The 14210-nt window shown below is 63.6% G+C and carries 13 protein-coding genes; 4 read left to right on the top strand and 9 right to left on the bottom strand.

Annotated features, from left to right (window positions below; translation table 11 throughout):
- Positions 1-41 precede the first annotated feature (41 nt).
- Both ACOOFO_RS09175 and ACOOFO_RS09170 read left to right on the top strand, forming a co-directional pair.
- On the top strand, positions 42-1010 hold the full coding sequence (locus ACOOFO_RS09175; RefSeq protein ID WP_420426483.1) for an IS481 family transposase: 969 nt from the start codon (positions 42-44) through the stop codon (positions 1008-1010).
- Between the two features lie 98 nt (positions 1011-1108).
- Positions 1109-1324 carry a PA3496 family putative envelope integrity protein gene (locus ACOOFO_RS09170; protein ID WP_420426482.1) on the top strand — a complete coding sequence of 72 codons (216 nt, stop codon included), beginning with the start codon at positions 1109-1111 and terminating at the stop codon, positions 1322-1324.
- A gap of 27 nt (positions 1325-1351) precedes the next feature.
- Here the strand turns inward: ACOOFO_RS09170 and ACOOFO_RS09165 are convergent, their stop codons facing one another.
- The gene (locus tag ACOOFO_RS09165) at positions 1352-2080 is read right to left on the bottom strand and encodes a TIGR00730 family Rossman fold protein (RefSeq protein ID WP_420426481.1); all 729 of its coding nucleotides are present in this window, start codon (positions 2078-2080) and stop codon (positions 1352-1354) included.
- Between the two features lie 118 nt (positions 2081-2198).
- Between ACOOFO_RS09165 and clpB the strand changes: the two genes are divergently transcribed.
- Complete coding sequence (gene clpB / locus ACOOFO_RS09160; protein WP_420426480.1) at positions 2199-4862, top strand: ATP-dependent chaperone ClpB; 2664 nt, start codon at positions 2199-2201, stop codon at positions 4860-4862.
- 29 nt (positions 4863-4891) lie between these two features.
- On the opposite strand, the gene tadA is transcribed toward clpB, so the two are convergent.
- Genes tadA through pilB form a run of 7 tightly spaced genes read right to left on the bottom strand, consistent with a single transcriptional unit; the run spans position 4892 to position 10907 of the window.
- Positions 4892-5359: a tRNA adenosine(34) deaminase TadA gene (gene tadA / locus ACOOFO_RS09155; protein ID WP_420426479.1), complete on the bottom strand. Its 468-nt coding sequence runs from the start codon at positions 5357-5359 to the stop codon at positions 4892-4894.
- 20 nt (positions 5360-5379) lie between these two features.
- On the bottom strand, positions 5380-5604 hold the full coding sequence (locus ACOOFO_RS09150) for a DNA gyrase inhibitor YacG (protein WP_420426478.1): 225 nt from the start codon (positions 5602-5604) through the stop codon (positions 5380-5382).
- A complete protein-coding gene (zapD, locus tag ACOOFO_RS09145; RefSeq protein ID WP_420426477.1) occupies positions 5601-6374 on the bottom strand; it encodes a cell division protein ZapD in 774 nt (257 codons plus the stop codon). Before zapD ends, ACOOFO_RS09150 begins: the two co-directional genes overlap by 4 nt.
- 54 nt (positions 6375-6428) lie before the next feature.
- Positions 6429-7070 (bottom strand): dephospho-CoA kinase, encoded by a 642-nt coding sequence (gene coaE / locus ACOOFO_RS09140; RefSeq protein ID WP_420426476.1) that lies wholly within the window; start codon positions 7068-7070, stop codon positions 6429-6431.
- Complete coding sequence (locus ACOOFO_RS09135) at positions 7070-7918, bottom strand: prepilin peptidase (protein ID WP_420426475.1); 849 nt, start codon at positions 7916-7918, stop codon at positions 7070-7072. Before ACOOFO_RS09135 ends, coaE begins: the two co-directional genes overlap by 1 nt.
- A gap of 3 nt (positions 7919-7921) precedes the next feature.
- Positions 7922-9139: a type II secretion system F family protein gene (locus ACOOFO_RS09130; protein ID WP_420426474.1), complete on the bottom strand. Its 1218-nt coding sequence runs from the start codon at positions 9137-9139 to the stop codon at positions 7922-7924.
- 25 nt (positions 9140-9164) lie between these two features.
- Positions 9165-10907, bottom strand: a complete 1743-nt coding sequence (gene pilB / locus ACOOFO_RS09125; RefSeq protein ID WP_420426473.1) for a type IV-A pilus assembly ATPase PilB — start codon at positions 10905-10907, stop codon at positions 9165-9167.
- A 108-nt stretch (positions 10908-11015) separates the two neighbouring features.
- Between pilB and ACOOFO_RS09120 the strand changes: the two genes are divergently transcribed.
- Positions 11016-11873, top strand: a complete 858-nt coding sequence (locus tag ACOOFO_RS09120; protein ID WP_420426472.1) for a DUF4382 domain-containing protein — start codon at positions 11016-11018, stop codon at positions 11871-11873.
- Between the two features lie 44 nt (positions 11874-11917).
- On the opposite strand, the gene ACOOFO_RS09115 is transcribed toward ACOOFO_RS09120, so the two are convergent.
- Positions 11918-14155, bottom strand: coding sequence for a hypothetical protein (locus ACOOFO_RS09115; RefSeq protein ID WP_420426471.1), 2238 nt, complete (start codon positions 14153-14155; stop codon positions 11918-11920).
- Between the last annotated feature and the right edge of the window lie 55 nt (positions 14156-14210).

Below are 14210 nucleotides of genomic sequence, written 5' to 3'. Positions count from 1 at the left end.
GCCCTGGCGGGAGTTTTGGCACGATGGGAGAAGGATCCGGGATGCTGCTGAGCTTGCACAAGAACGCGACCACCACGCCGGCGACGCGCCAAGCGATTCGAGAGGCCGAAGGCACCGTTGACGAGCTGGCGGCGCGCTTCGGGCAGTCGCGCGACACCATCATGAAGTGGCGACGCCGGGAGTCGACGGCGGATCGCAGTCACACGCCGCACCGGCTCTCCAAGACGCTGAACGACGGGCAGGAGGCGCTGGTGCTGTATCTGCGCACCACGCTGCGCCTGCCCCTGGACGATCTGTTGGCAGTCACGCGCGAGTTCATTGCCCCGCAGATGAGTCGCTCGGCGCTGGACCGGATGCTGCGGCGCCATGGCGTCTCGAAGTTGCCGAAGGAAGCCGATGCCGAGGCAAAGCCCAGCAAGCCCTTCAAGCCCTACGAGCCGGGCTTCGTGCACATCGACATCAAGTACCTGCCCCAGATGCGCGACGAGGACACGCGGCGCTACGCCTTTGTGGCCATCGACCGCGCCACGCGCTGGGTTTATGTGCAATTGATGGCCGATAAGAGCACGCGCTCGGCCGAGCGCTTTCTCAAGGCGTTGCACGAGGCGGCCCCGTTCAATATCCACACGATCCTGACCGACAACGCCAAGGAATTCACCGACCGCTTCACCGCCAACGGCCAGCGGCAGCCCACCGGGACGCACGGCTTTGATCGGCGCTGCACCGAACTCGGCATCGAGCACCGGCTCATTCCGCCGGGCCGGCCCCAAACCAACGGCATGGTCGAGCGCTTCAATGGACGAATTGCCGACGTCCTGCGCACGCACCACTTCCGCAGCCGCGACGACCTCGAAACCACGCTCAAGCGCTATGTCTGGCTGTACAACCAGCATCTGCCACAAAAGGCGATCAGCCATCGCACGCCCATTCAAATCATGAAGGACTGGCAGGCGCACAAGCCGGACATATTCAAAAAAGCTGTTCGTAATCACTCGGGACCTGACATGTAACCGTAGCGTAAGTCACTGGCAGGAACCAGCCCCTTTTCTTCCTCGCAAAACGCTGCTAAAAGACGCAACGCAACCTTTCTCTATCACCCCAAACCTGCATGGCGGCGAAGAAAAAAGACCACGAACCGGATATCGACGACGACTTCGACGATGTCGATGACAGTGCTGTCGACGATGAGGGGGAGACGTCGCACCGCAGTGCCGCGCCCCCCGGTGTGCGCCTGCGCGACTGGCGTGATATCGAGCGCTACCGCGAGGAACGCGCGCTTCGCAAGTTGCTTGACGAGGACGACCTGCTGTTCGACGAAGACTGATCCGTCCCTGGCGCCACCAGCCGCAAACTAATCAAGGGGCAGTGCGATATCCGGCTCAAGCCCGCGCACCAAATGCCGGAAGGCGCTATCGACGTCGTCGCACACCCGAAACAGTTCCAGGTCTTCCTCACCGATCAGGCCGCGGTCTGCCAGACCCCGAAAATCCACAATCGCATTCCAGAACTCACGCCCGAGCAGCACGACGGGCATACGCGGTGCCTTGCCCGTCTGAATCAGGGTCAGCAACTCAAAAAGCTCGTCCAATGTGCCGAACCCGCCTGGGAGGGCGACAGCGGCATGCGCAAGGTTGACGAACCAGAACTTGCGCATGAAGAAATAGTGAAATTCGAAGGCGTTCTCGAGATTGACGTGGGAGTTGAGGCTCTGCTCAAACGGCAAGGAAATGTTCAGCCCGATATTGAGCGCCCCATTCACCCGCGCTGAACCCTCGTGCACCGCCTGCATGATGCCGGGGCCGCCACCGGTGACGAGGTGGTAGTAGCTGCGCGGATGGTGCCTTTCCATCGTCCAGTGCGCGATGCGTTCCGCCAGATCGGCAGCCAAAGCGTAGTAGTCGTGCGAGTCATCGGCAGTACTGCGCTGGATGCGCGCCGAGCCGAAGAAGACGATAGCCCGGCTGATCCCGTGCATGGCCAGCCGCCGGCGTGGCTCCAGATACTCACAGAGGATGCGGATGCCGCGTGCTTCCTCGCTCATCAGGAATTCGTTGTTCTTGTAGGCCTTCGTCGTCTGCATAGGGGCTTCTTCGTACCGGGGCCCACACACTAACCCAAGGACACGCGCGAGGACGGTGCCTTGAAGTCGACGATTTGGCCCCTAGATAGAGGTCAGACCTCTTTGACGCGGAGCCCCCATGCGCACCGACAAACTCACCAGCCACTTCCAGCAGGCGCTGGCCGATGCCCAGTCCCTCGCCGTTGGACGTGATCACAACCAGATCGAAGCGATTCACGTGCTGCAGGCGCTGCTGGATGCACAGGGCGGCAATACGCCCGCCCTCCTGGAGCAAGGCGGCGTACAGCTGGCACAGCTGCGCAACAAGCTTTCGCGCGCCCTTGGTGACCTACCGCGCATCAAGGAAGCCACCGGAGAGGTGGGCGTGTCGCAGGGTCTGGGCCGCATTCTCAACCTCTGCGACCGCTTGGCGCAGAAGCGCGGAGACCAGTACATCGCCAGCGAGATGTTTCTTCTGGCACTGGTGGACGACAAGAAAGAGCCGGCCGGTGAGCTCCTGCGCGAGGCCGGCGCACGCAAGGAACTGCTGGAAAAGGCCGTCGATGCCCTGCGCGGCGGCGACAGTGTCGAAGACCCCAATGCCGAGGATCAGCGCCAGGCGCTGGACAAGTACACCACTGACCTCACGCAGCGCGCCGAAGCCGGCAAGCTCGACCCCGTGATCGGGCGCGACGAGGAAATCCGGCGCGTGATCCAGGTGCTGTCCCGCCGCACCAAGAACAATCCGGTACTGATTGGCGAACCTGGCGTCGGCAAGACGGCGATTGTCGAGGGCCTTGCGGCTCGCATCGTCAATGGCGAGGTGCCGGAAAGCCTCAAATCCAAGCGCGTGCTGTCCCTTGATCTGGCGGCACTCATCGCCGGTGCCAAGTATCGCGGTGAATTCGAGGAACGCCTCAAGGCTGTGCTCAACGAGCTGGCCAAGCAGGAAGGCCAGATCATCCTGTTCATCGATGAGCTGCACACCATGGTCGGCGCCGGCAAGGCCGAGGGCGCGATGGACGCCGGCAACATGCTCAAGCCGGCCCTTGCTCGCGGCGAGCTGCACTGCGTCGGCGCCACCACCCTGGACGAATACCGCACCGGCATCGAGAAGGACGCCGCCCTGGAACGTCGCTTCCAGAAGGTGATGGTGGATGAGCCCTCGGTGGAGGACACGGTGGCGATCCTGCGTGGCCTGAAGGAGCGCTACGAAGTGCACCACGGTGTGGACATTTCCGACGCCGCCATCATTGCGGCCGCGCGCCTTTCGCACCGCTACATTACCGACCGCCAGCTTCCGGACAAGGCCATCGACCTGGTCGATGAGGCCGCTTCGCGCATCCGCATCGAGATTGACTCCAAGCCGGAATCGCTGGATCGTCTCGAACGCCGACTCATTCAGCTCAAGATCGAACGCGAAGCCGTGGCGCGGGACGAGGATGCCTCCGCCAAGCGCGGGCTGGCGACGCTGGACGAGGAAATCGCACGGCTGGAATCCGAGTACGCCGAACTGGAACGCCAGTGGCAGTCCGAGAAGGCCAATGTGGCGGGCAGCCAGGAGATCAAGGAGCAGCTCGACCGCGCCCGCACCGATCTTGAGGCCGCGCGCCGTGCCGGCGACCTGTCGCGCATGGCCGAATTGCAGTACGGCACCATCCCCGAGCTTGAGCGCAAGCTGGCCGAGGAGGCAGCCGCCACCGAGCACGCCCAGGACGAAGCCGAGCGCGAGGACGCGCCTCGCGCCGGCCGGCTGCTGCGCACCGCCGTCACCGATGAGGAGATCGCCGAGGTCGTCGCCCGCTGGACGGGGATCCCGGTCGCCAAGCTGGTCGAGGGCGAACGCGACAAGCTGCTGCGCATGGAAGACGCGCTGCACGATCGTGTCGTCGGCCAGGACGAGGCCGTGCGGGCGGTTTCCGACGCCATCCGGCGCTCGCGTGCCGGTCTGTCGGACCCGAACCGCCCCATCGGCTCCTTCCTCTTCCTGGGCCCCACCGGCGTGGGCAAGACCGAACTCTGCAAGTCGCTGGCCCACTTCCTCTTCGATACCGAGGAAGCCATGGTGCGCATCGACATGAGCGAGTTCATGGAACGCCACAGCGTGGCGCGGCTGATCGGCGCCCCTCCGGGCTATGTGGGTTACGAGCAGGGCGGCTATCTGACGGAAACCGTGCGGCGCAAGCCCTACTCCGTGATCCTGCTCGACGAGATCGAGAAGGCCCATGCGGATGTCTTCAACATTCTGCTGCAGGTGCTCGACGACGGCCGTCTGACCGATGGCCAGGGCCGTACCGTGGACTTCCGCAATACCGTCATCGTCATGACCTCCAACCTGGGCTCGCAGATGATTCAGGACCTGGGTCCGGACGAGGACTACGCCACCATCAAGTCCGCCGTCATGGAGGTGGTGCGGCAGCACTTCCGTCCGGAGTTCATCAACCGCATCGACGAAAGTGTCGTCTTCCACGCTCTTGATGCCAGCCAGATCCGCGGTATCGCCCGCATCCAGTCCGCGCTGCTGGTGCAGCGGCTCAAGGAGCGCCAGATCGGCTTGACGCTCGAGGACAGCGCCCTCGATCACCTGTCACAGGCGGGTTTCGATCCGGTCTACGGCGCGCGGCCGCTGAAGCGTGCCTTGCAGACCATGGTCGAGAACCCGCTGGCCCGCGAGCTTCTGGACGGCAGCTTCGTCGCCGGTGACCACATCCGGGTCTATGCCGAGGATGGCGCCATCCACTTCGCACGCGGTGAAGGCGACGGGGAGGCAGCCGAGGAGAAGGCCCGCACCGCTACGGCCTGAGTCACGCGTGCGGCGGCCCTGCAATGCTGTTAGGGACCGCCGCGTCGCTCGGCAAAGAAGGCCTGGAGCTGGGCGGCGCATTCGGCGCGCAGTACCCCACCCCGCCATTCCGGCGCGCGGTAGTGGTGTGGTTGCGACAGCAGCGTGTGGCGTGAGACCACCGCACCGGCAGCCGGGTCATAGGCACCGAAGACCAGCCGCCCCACACGCGCATGCAGGATGGCCCCGACGCACATGATGCAGGGCTCGAGCGTCACGTATAGCGTTGCGTCGTTCAGTCGGTAGTTGCGCAACCGCCGCGCGGCAATGCGCAGCACCCGCATCTCGGCATGCGCCGTCGGGTCGCAGCCGCGGATCGGCCGATTGGCGGCGGTGGCCACGGCCTTTCCCGCGTGCACCACCACCGCCCCGACGGGCACTTCGCTCACACTGGCTGCCTCGGCGGCCGCGGCCAAGGCGGCCCGCATGAAGGGAAGATCGCGATCGTCAGGGTCCATGTGCAGGGCGGGGCTTCGCCCTAGTGCTGCCAGTCGTCCTGGCCACCGATGGGATGGCTGCCGTCCTCGTCACCGATGACGTGCTTTTCCGCCAGCCAATCACCCAGGTCGATCAGCTTGCAACGGCGGGAGCAGAAAGGCCGCCACGGGTTGCTTGCGGAGAGCACGGCCACACCACCGCAGTGGGGACACTGCGTGCTGGGGGTGCCGGTGGCCTCGCCTTCTTGCCCGCGCTGACCGCTCATAGCTCGCAGCACTGCAAGCGGAAGGGCACATTGGCTTCGCTGGACTGCGGCCGTTGATTGACATCACTGCATTCCATGAAGCGGATCGAGAAGCGATGCCGGCCGGCGCTGATCTCCGGGTAGACCGTGCCCTCGCGCGCCACCAGAACACGCACCAGGGAAAAGACGCGTTCCGGGGTGTAGACGTAGACGCCCTGCTCGGCAGTGCAATCCTTGGCGACCGTACTGGAGCGCAGCAACTGCAGGTAGAGCGTAATGGCTCGCTCGAAGGGGATCAGATCAGCGAACCAGGCCTCCAGATCGCGGCGCGCCCTCTGCTCGGGTAGCGCCAGCCAGTGGTGCAGCAATGGCAGGTCGAAGCCGCAGGTGCCGCCGGGGATGGCGGCCCGGTTCAGAATCGAGACCAGAAACTCATTGTCGCGCAACTGCTGCTGCGCAAGCTGCGAACTCAGCGCGTTCAGAGCGTTGATGACGCTGTCGATTTCCTGCAGCGTCTGATTCAGTCGCCCCTGATCGACACCGGCGGTATCGGACAACTGCTTGAGCTGGTTGTACTGATCGGTCAATTCCTTGACGACTTCGCCCTTGAAGTCGGAGCGCGAGACCAGCGAGTAGATATCCAGCAATCGATGCAGCGTGGCACGCAGCCCCCACTCGCTATCGTCCTGCGCATGATGCGCATGCTGGGCGAACAGCGTCTCGAGTCGCAGGAAAGTGCGAATCCGCTCGTTCAGCGGCTGCTCGAAAGCTAGCCACGTGGTCTGACTCACCGGGACTCCTGATGATGGGATCGGGCTGCATTGTGCGCGCGCCCGACAGGGCTTTCAAACCGCATCGGGCAGCCGCAGGTGCGTGCTCGCATCGGCTTCCCCGCGCGCCAGGCGCAGGTAGAAGTCGTGGCACCGCGCGATCAGCGCCGGAAGATCATCCACGCTGTCCTCATTGAGGAGGACATCATCGGCGGCAGCCAGACGACGATCGCGCGGTGCCTGCGCCGCCAGCATCTGGTCCGCCAGCGCCGCATCCACGGCGTCTCGCGCCATCAGGCGCCGGCGCTGCGTCTCCGGCGAGGCATCGATGACCAGCACCCGATCACAGAGCCGGTTCAGCCCACCCTCGATCAGAATCGCCGCGGACAATACCCCGTACGGCGCCGTCAGTGCGTCGCGCCACTGCTGCAGGCGGTCGCGAATCGCCGGATGCGTAATCGCCTCCAATGCCTTGCGCGCCTGTGCATCGGCAAAAACCTGTTCACGCAAGGCGCGTCGATTCAGCGTGCCATCCGACTGCAACACCTCCGCTCCGAAATGTGCGGCAATGGCGTCCAGGGCCGGCTCGCCCGGCGCCACGATGGCACGCGCGACCTGATCGGCATCGATCACGGGTACGCCCAGCGCTTCGAAGGCGGCTTCCACGGTAGATTTGCCGCTCGCCACCCCTCCGGTCAGTCCGATGACCAAGGGCATCAGAACAAGGCCATCGGCATCGGCGCAAGCAACCAGAGCAGGCCGGCGCCGGCGATGAAGGGCCCGTAGGGCATCGGCGCTCCTGCCTCCAGGCGGCCGGAGACCCGGAAAGTGATTCCGATCACGGCACCGACCAGCGAGGACAGCAACAGCAGCATCGGCAGGGCCGTCCATCCGAACCATGCGCCCAGAGCGGCCAGCAGCTTGAAGTCGCCGAAGCCCATGCCTTCCTTGCCGGTGACCAGCTTGAACAGCATGAACACACTCCACAGCGACAGATAGCCGGCCGCCGCACCCAGTACCGCGGCCTGCAAGGGCACAAAGGTTTCCATTGTGTTCAGCAGCAGTCCCAGCCAGAGCAATGGCAGCGTGATGTTGTCCGGCAACAGCTGCGTGTTCCAGTCGATCACGGCCGCGGCGATGAGGGTCATGGCCAGCACGTAGGCCGCCAATAGCTCCCAACTCCAGCCGAAGCGCCATGCGCACAGCCCTGCCACCACGCCGGCCAGCAGTTCGACCAGCGGATACTGCACGGAAATGGGCGCGCCACAGCAGGCCGCCCGGCCCCGCAGCAACAGCCAGGAGACGACGGGGATATTGCGCCACGCCGGAATCGGCGCTCCACAATGCGTGCAATGCGACGCAGGCCGAGCGAGCGACAGCGCCGGCTGGTCTTTGGGAGCCTCCACTTCAAGAATGGCACTTGCCTCTTCGCGCCATGCGTTTTCGAGCATGCGCGGCAGCCGTAGAATCACGACATTGAGAAAGCTTCCGGTGAGCAGGCCGAGCAGCACCATCGCGGTGATCAGGAGGGCCGGGCTGGTAGCCAGCGCGTCGAGTATCCCCACCGTTCAGACCACCTGGCCGAGCTGGAAGATGGGCAGATACATGGCCACCACGAGACCGCCCACGAGAATGCCGAGGACGGACATGATCAGCGGCTCGAGCAGGCTGGAGAGGGAGTCGACCAGCGCGTCGACTTCCTCTTCGTAATAGGTCGCCACCTTCGCGCACATGGTGTCGAGGGCGCCGGATTCCTCGCCAATGGCGACCATCTGCGTCGCCATTGGCGGAAAAAGGCCGGCGGTCTGCATGCCCTGGTAGAGCTGCGTGCCGCTGGCGACGTCATCACGAATGTTGTAGATCGCTTCCTCGAACAGGATGTTGCCGGAGGCACGCGCCACCGGATCCAGTGCCTCCACGAGCGGGACACCGGCTGCGAACATGGTCGACAGCGTACGGTGATAGCGCGCCAGCGCGGATTTGTGAACGATGACGCCAATAATCGGCAAGTGCAGCGCGACGCGATCGAGAAAACGCCTGAATCGCGGCGAACGCTTCTTGATGTAGCTGAAACCGAAGCCGGTCGCACCCAGGCCCAGCAGGATCATCCACCAGTAGACCTGCACAAACTCCGACAGGCGGATGACCATCAGAGTGAAGACCGGCAGGTCCGCACCGAATCCACGGAACAGATCCTGGAACTGCGGCACCACGAAGTACAACAGGATGCCGGTGACAATGAAGGCCACCGCCACCACCGCCGATGGATAGGTCAGCGCCTTCTTGACCTTTTTCCGAAGCGCCTCGGTCTTTTCCTTGTACAGGGCAACCTTGTCGAGCAGCGTCTCGAGCGTGCCCGACTTTTCGCCGGCATCCACGAGATTGACGAACAGATCGTCGAAATGGACGGGGTGCTTGGCCAGCGCCTGCGCGAAAGAACTGCCCGACTCCACCTCGGTTTTCACGGCGAGGATGAGCTCGCCCATGGAAGGATTGTCGTGCCCGTTCCCGACCAGCTCCAGGGCCTGCACGAGTGGCAGCCCGGCCGCCATCATCGTCGCCATCTGGCGCGCGAAGATCGCGATGTCCTGACCGGTGATCTTCTTCTTGCGGGAACCGAACAGACTGGACTGCTTGCGCACCCGCAGTGGATTGATCCCCTGCTTGCGCAGGGCGCGCTTGATGTCGGTTTCGCTCTTACCGCTGGTCTGGCCCTTGATCCGCTTGCCCTTGCGGTCTGTGCCCTCCCACTGGAACAGCACTTCCTTGGCGCCTGCTTCTGCCATGCTCGTTCTTGCGCCTCAGTCGCCGTTATTCAACCGTCACGCGGTTGGCTTCTTTCAGGTCAATAATGCCGTCCCGCACTTTCTTCAAGGCCGACTGGCGCAGATCCAGAACGCCCTCGCGCTCGGCCTGGTCGGCGACATCGATAGCGTTCTTGCCTTCCATGATCATGCGACCGATGGTCTCGGAGACCGGCATCACCTGATAGATACCGGTACGCCCCTTGTAGCCGCTGTGGCATTCGTCGCAGCCCTGGGCTTCGTAGATCGTGAACCCTTCGCTGTCTACCTGTTCCTCGGTGAAACCCTCCTTGAGCAGCTCCACGCGCGGAATATCCGCTTCCTTGCGGCAATGCACGCACAGCCGTTTCGCCAGCCGCTGCGCGATGATCAGCGACACGCTGGAGGCGATGTTGTAGGCCGGTACCCCCATATTGAGCAGGCGGGTCAGCGTCTGCGGCGCATCGTTGGTATGCAGTGTGGACAACACAAGGTGCCCGGTCTGTGCCGCCTTGATTGCGATCTCGGCCGTTTCCAGGTCCCGAACCTCACCCACCATGATCACGTCCGGATCCTGGCGGAGAAAGGCCTTCAATGCCGCGGCAAAGGTCAGCCCCACACGCGGATTGACATTCACCTGATTGATGCCGGGAAGGTTGATTTCCGCCGGGTCCTCGGCGGTGGAGATATTCAGCCCCTCGGTATTGAGGATATTCAAACCGGTGTACAGCGAGACGGTCTTGCCGGAGCCGGTCGGCCCGGTCACCAGAATCATGCCCTGCGGCTTGGACAGCGCATTCTCATAGAGTGCCCGCTGCTCGGGCTCGTAGCCCAGCGATTCGATGCCGAGCTGTGCGCTGCTGGAATCGAGAATACGCAGCACGATCTTCTCGCCCCAGAGCGTGGGGCAGGTGCTGACACGGAAATCAATGGCACGCTGTGCCGACAGCTTGAGCTTGATGCGCCCGTCCTGCGGCACGCGCCGCTCGGCCAGGTCGAGGCGCGACAGCACCTTGACGCGCGCCGCCAGTCTGGCCGCGATCTGCACCGGTGGCCGGGCGAACTCACGCAACTCGCCGTCGACGCGCAAGCGCACGCGGTAGTACTTTTCGTAGGGTTCGAAATGGATGTCCGAGGCACCGCGGCGGATCGCGTCGAGCAGCACCTTGTTGACGTAGCGCACCACAGGCGCATCGTCGGCGTCGCTTTGGGTCGCCGAGGCGTCCACCGCCTGTTCCTCGCGCCCGCCCGCCTCCAGGTCGATGTCGTCGAATTCACTTTCGTCGCCCGAAAGCGAGGCCGCGTCCACCGCCGACAGCGCGGCCTCCATGGCCTTGCCGAGCTTGTCGTCCTCGACCAGCACCCCCTCTGTGGGCTGGCCTGTGGCGAATTTGATCTCTTCCAGGGCCTGATTGAAGGAAGGATCCGAAATGGCCACGAACAGACGTTTACCGCGGCGGTACAGCGGCAGGGCGCGGTGCTTGCGCAGGACCTTCTCGCCCACCTCGCTCGCCAGTGCGTTGTCCACCTCAAGCGCCGAGAGATCGGCCAGTGGTACGCCGAATTCGCGGCTGGCTGCCATGGCCAGGCCGCGGGCGGCTGCCCATTTCTGCTCCACCGCATAGCTGACCAGCGACTGCCCGCTCCGCTGCGCCTTCTGCTGGGCCGTACGCGCCTGTTCTTCGCTCAGCAGTCCCTCGGCGACGATACGCCGCGCAAGACCGCCAAGATAGCCTTTGCTGACTGGGATATTCTGCGGATTGACCGCCATGCTGAAGCCCCTTCAATGAGCGAACTATAGTGTCGGGGCGTGTCAGCAACGTCAACGCGCAATCGTGCCGCATACGCCCTCCCATCAGGCCTCTCGCCGGAAAACCTCATGCGACATCTCATTTTTCTTCCCCTGGCATTGGTACTGAGCGCCTGCGACCAGGGCGAGATCACTGTCCGAATCACCGATGCGCCCGCGGACGCGGTCAATGTCGCCTTCGTCGCCGTCGAGGGCGTCGACATTGAGGCCGAGGACGGTAGTTTCACGCGCTTCGACTTCGATCCGCCCCGGCGCATTGATATTGCTGGTCTGCGCCAGGGGCGCAGCGAGACCTTGCTACAGAATGCCAGCATCGATGCGGGCGCCTTTTCCGGGCTGCGGCTTCGCTTCGCGCCTGACTTTGTACCACCGGATGTCATTAATTCCGATCCGATCGTGCTGGACAACGGCACTACCGCAACGCTGGACTATGTGCGGGAGAGCATTCGCGTGGCCCTCGCCTTTTCTATCGACGAACTCGAGCGCGAGACTGTGCTGCTGGATGTCGATCTCCGCGCCAGCCTGCTACAGGACGACGACGACCTGGCCGCCAACCGCTACCGTTTCGACCCCGTGATCCGAGCCATTCGACAAAGCGATGCCGGCGATATCCAGGGCACAGTTGCCGCTGACTTGGTCAACCAGTCACCCTGCTTTCCGGCTGTGTACCTCTACCAGGGTCGCAACGCCGAGACCACCACCCTCGCCGACCGTGAGCCTCCGCTGAACAGTCGCCAGCTCGACAATCTCTCGATCACGGGCGGCAGCTTCCGCTTCTCGAATCTGGCGGCTGGCGGCTATACCGTGGCCTTCACCTGCGACGCGGATGCCGACGATCCGGAAGACGACGCGCCGGAGGTGAATTTCCTCGCCTCGCGCAGCCTGGACGTGGATGCCGGGCGAAGCAGCCAGGTCACACTTCCCTAAGCTGGGCCCTCGGCCGCCATGCGCCGAGGGCGTCCGCTGTATTCCTAGCCGCCCTGGCCGAGATCTCCGCGCCAGGCGTGTGTCGCTTCCCACAACCGAAGATAGGCCTCGGTGGACGAGAACAGGGAGCGCAGAGCCTGCTCGATCTCCTGCCGGGACTTGCCCTCGGTGAAGCGCTGCATATCGGCGATCTGGTCCGGGTAGAGGCCATAGTGGGCCACGCCACGGCCATCGTAGAGACCAAAAGCGCGGTCGCCCGTCTTCTGCACATCGAAGCGTACCCGACCATCAACCGAGACGAAGGGATAGAGCGGCGTGTCCGCGGCACCGCTGTTGCCGGGAAGCGAGGCGATGCCGTTGACATCGGAGGCCAGTCCGGTGGTCACCATCGCGGCCACCCGATTCTTGGCTGGCCGTTCCTCCGCCTTCAGGATCTTGTCCACCCAGGTTTCCCGGGAACTGGCAAAACGGCTGATGGTGCCGCCGCCGGCCACCAGCCGATCCAGCAGTTCCTCCGAGAAGAGCCAGTCGTGACTGCTGGTGACGCCGGGATAGCCATTGTCCTCGGCGATCTCGAGAATCCGGTCGATGACCGAACGCGCACTGTGATCCACCTCGATAATCATGTTCCGGCGCATCAGCTCCTGGGTCAGGAAGACACCGAGTTCGGTAATCCCCTGCTGATTGCAGAGACCGTTCTCAGACACCGGCACCAGGGGCGGTACCGGGAGACCCTGACTCGCCTGGCCATTGATATATTCCAGCTGTAACAGCAACTGATCGATGATCCCCAGCGGATTGGCCGAATCCGGAGACTGCGTCGAATCATCCTGGAAGTTTTCCGGGCAGGCCTCGAACAGCAGCGGGGTACCGGTTTCGGCGAGATTGCCCGCGTAGAGAATGGTGCCGATACCCAGCGCTTCATCCGGGACCACACCGCCGAAGGCGTTGTCGAACTTGTGAATCGGGAAGATATGGCGCACGCCCAGGTCGTAGGCTGCATCCAGACGCTGCACCAGTTCCTCGCGCGAGCATTCGGCCACGCCCAGAAACTCGCCGCAATTGAACAGCTTGGAAATCTCGATGCCGAGTACCACGGCCAGCTTGCCATCGGCGATGACCGCGCGCGCTTGTGCCGGGTCGTCCACGATGCGGAACCATCCCTCACCGGGACCACCGTTCTGGGCATCAATGTAGTCCTGCATTTCCAAAATGCGCTGATGCTGAAGGCGCCAGTTCTCCTCGAAATCACAGGCATTCTGCTTCTGTGGATTGAGCTGGCACAGGATTTCGTTGCCGGTGTAGTGGTTCACCAGCAGCCGCAGTCCGCCCATGTAGGCCCGCTCGATCCAGCGGTAATAGCTCTGATGGTGCTGCAAGGAGTTGTGCCTTGGCCAGAACGGAAAGTCCGGCCAGCCTCGCGTTTCATGCGTGGGTGTGCCCGTGCTGGTTACCGTTTCCACCACGCCCAGCGTTCCCTGCGGACCATGGTTGACGGCGCAGTCATGCAGCGCGTGATCGACGCCGAACTTGTGGAAGGGGTCGCCATAGTTGACACGACCGCCGATGAATTCGTAGGCGGTAATATGTGAATGCGCGTCGATGAAACCGAAGACATCGTCCTCATCGATCTCGGCCGCGCCCGGGCCTTCGCTGTACAGCGGTACCTCCGCCAGGCGAAGCGCCGGACCGCGTGCGTCCAGCAGTTCGGCATTCAGACTAACTTCCGGATAGGCGTCACACTCGGCCACGGGCCGCAAGCGAAAGGCAGTCTCGACACCGGCCGTGGTGGCGTTGGTCAGCGCCACCACACCCTGCGCGGCGGCGAGCCGTTGGCCGGTTACGGCATTGGTCAACGAGAAACGTCCATCCGAGGCGGGCAGCAGATTCCATACCGCCAGATCATTGGCTTCCTCAACGACGGCGAGCGTCGGGCTGACGTTGATGTCGCCCAGATTCCCGCCCAGATCACCAACGGTTTCGCCCACATCGCGCACCGGGCCGCTGCCGGAATCCACGACATCGACCAGGATCTGCGTGATATCGCCAACACCGCTGACGAGAAAGCCCACCTCGCCAATGAAGTTGCCGAAGGCATCGAGGAACTCCCCGCCCGGATCGGTAATTCCGAGCAATTGCTTCTGCCCCGCTGTGCCTTCAACGCGTTCATAGCGCGACAGCAAGAGGTATGAGCCAAGTGCGGTCGGCTTCAGGTAGAAGGTGGCGGCGTCGTCGGGATCGTCGGTCAGGGTGTAGTCGTCTTCGGCCGTGGTCAGCGTCACGCTGCCCGCCTCTGAATCCAGCGCGTAGCAACGATTGGCAACCGAGTAAATCGTC

Origin of the sequence: Algiphilus sp. (assembly GCF_965216485.1) — a bacterium.
Classification (GTDB): domain Bacteria; phylum Pseudomonadota; class Gammaproteobacteria; order Nevskiales; family Nevskiaceae; genus Algiphilus.
Note: the sequence above shows the minus strand (reverse complement) of the source record. Positions and strands in the feature narration are given on the sequence as shown.

What these genes read in the sequence shown, in the direction of transcription:
- ACOOFO_RS09175 (WP_420426483.1), top strand. Translation starts at nt 42, where the DNA reads ATGCTGCTGAGCTTGCACAAGAACGCGACCACCACGCCGGCGACGCGC.
- ACOOFO_RS09170 (WP_420426482.1), top strand. Translation starts at nt 1,109, where the DNA reads ATGGCGGCGAAGAAAAAAGACCACGAACCGGATATCGACGACGACTTC.
- ACOOFO_RS09165 (WP_420426481.1), bottom strand. Translation starts at nt 2,080, where the DNA reads ATGCAGACGACGAAGGCCTACAAGAACAACGAATTCCTGATGAGCGAG.
- clpB (WP_420426480.1), top strand. Translation starts at nt 2,199, where the DNA reads ATGCGCACCGACAAACTCACCAGCCACTTCCAGCAGGCGCTGGCCGAT.
- tadA (WP_420426479.1), bottom strand. Translation starts at nt 5,359, where the DNA reads ATGGACCCTGACGATCGCGATCTTCCCTTCATGCGGGCCGCCTTGGCC.
- ACOOFO_RS09150 (WP_420426478.1), bottom strand. Translation starts at nt 5,604, where the DNA reads ATGAGCGGTCAGCGCGGGCAAGAAGGCGAGGCCACCGGCACCCCCAGC.
- coaE (WP_420426476.1), bottom strand. Translation starts at nt 7,070, where the DNA reads ATGCCCTTGGTCATCGGACTGACCGGAGGGGTGGCGAGCGGCAAATCT.
- ACOOFO_RS09130 (WP_420426474.1), bottom strand. Translation starts at nt 9,139, where the DNA reads ATGGCAGAAGCAGGCGCCAAGGAAGTGCTGTTCCAGTGGGAGGGCACA.
- pilB (WP_420426473.1), bottom strand. Translation starts at nt 10,907, where the DNA reads ATGGCGGTCAATCCGCAGAATATCCCAGTCAGCAAAGGCTATCTTGGC.
- ACOOFO_RS09120 (WP_420426472.1), top strand. Translation starts at nt 11,016, where the DNA reads ATGCGACATCTCATTTTTCTTCCCCTGGCATTGGTACTGAGCGCCTGC.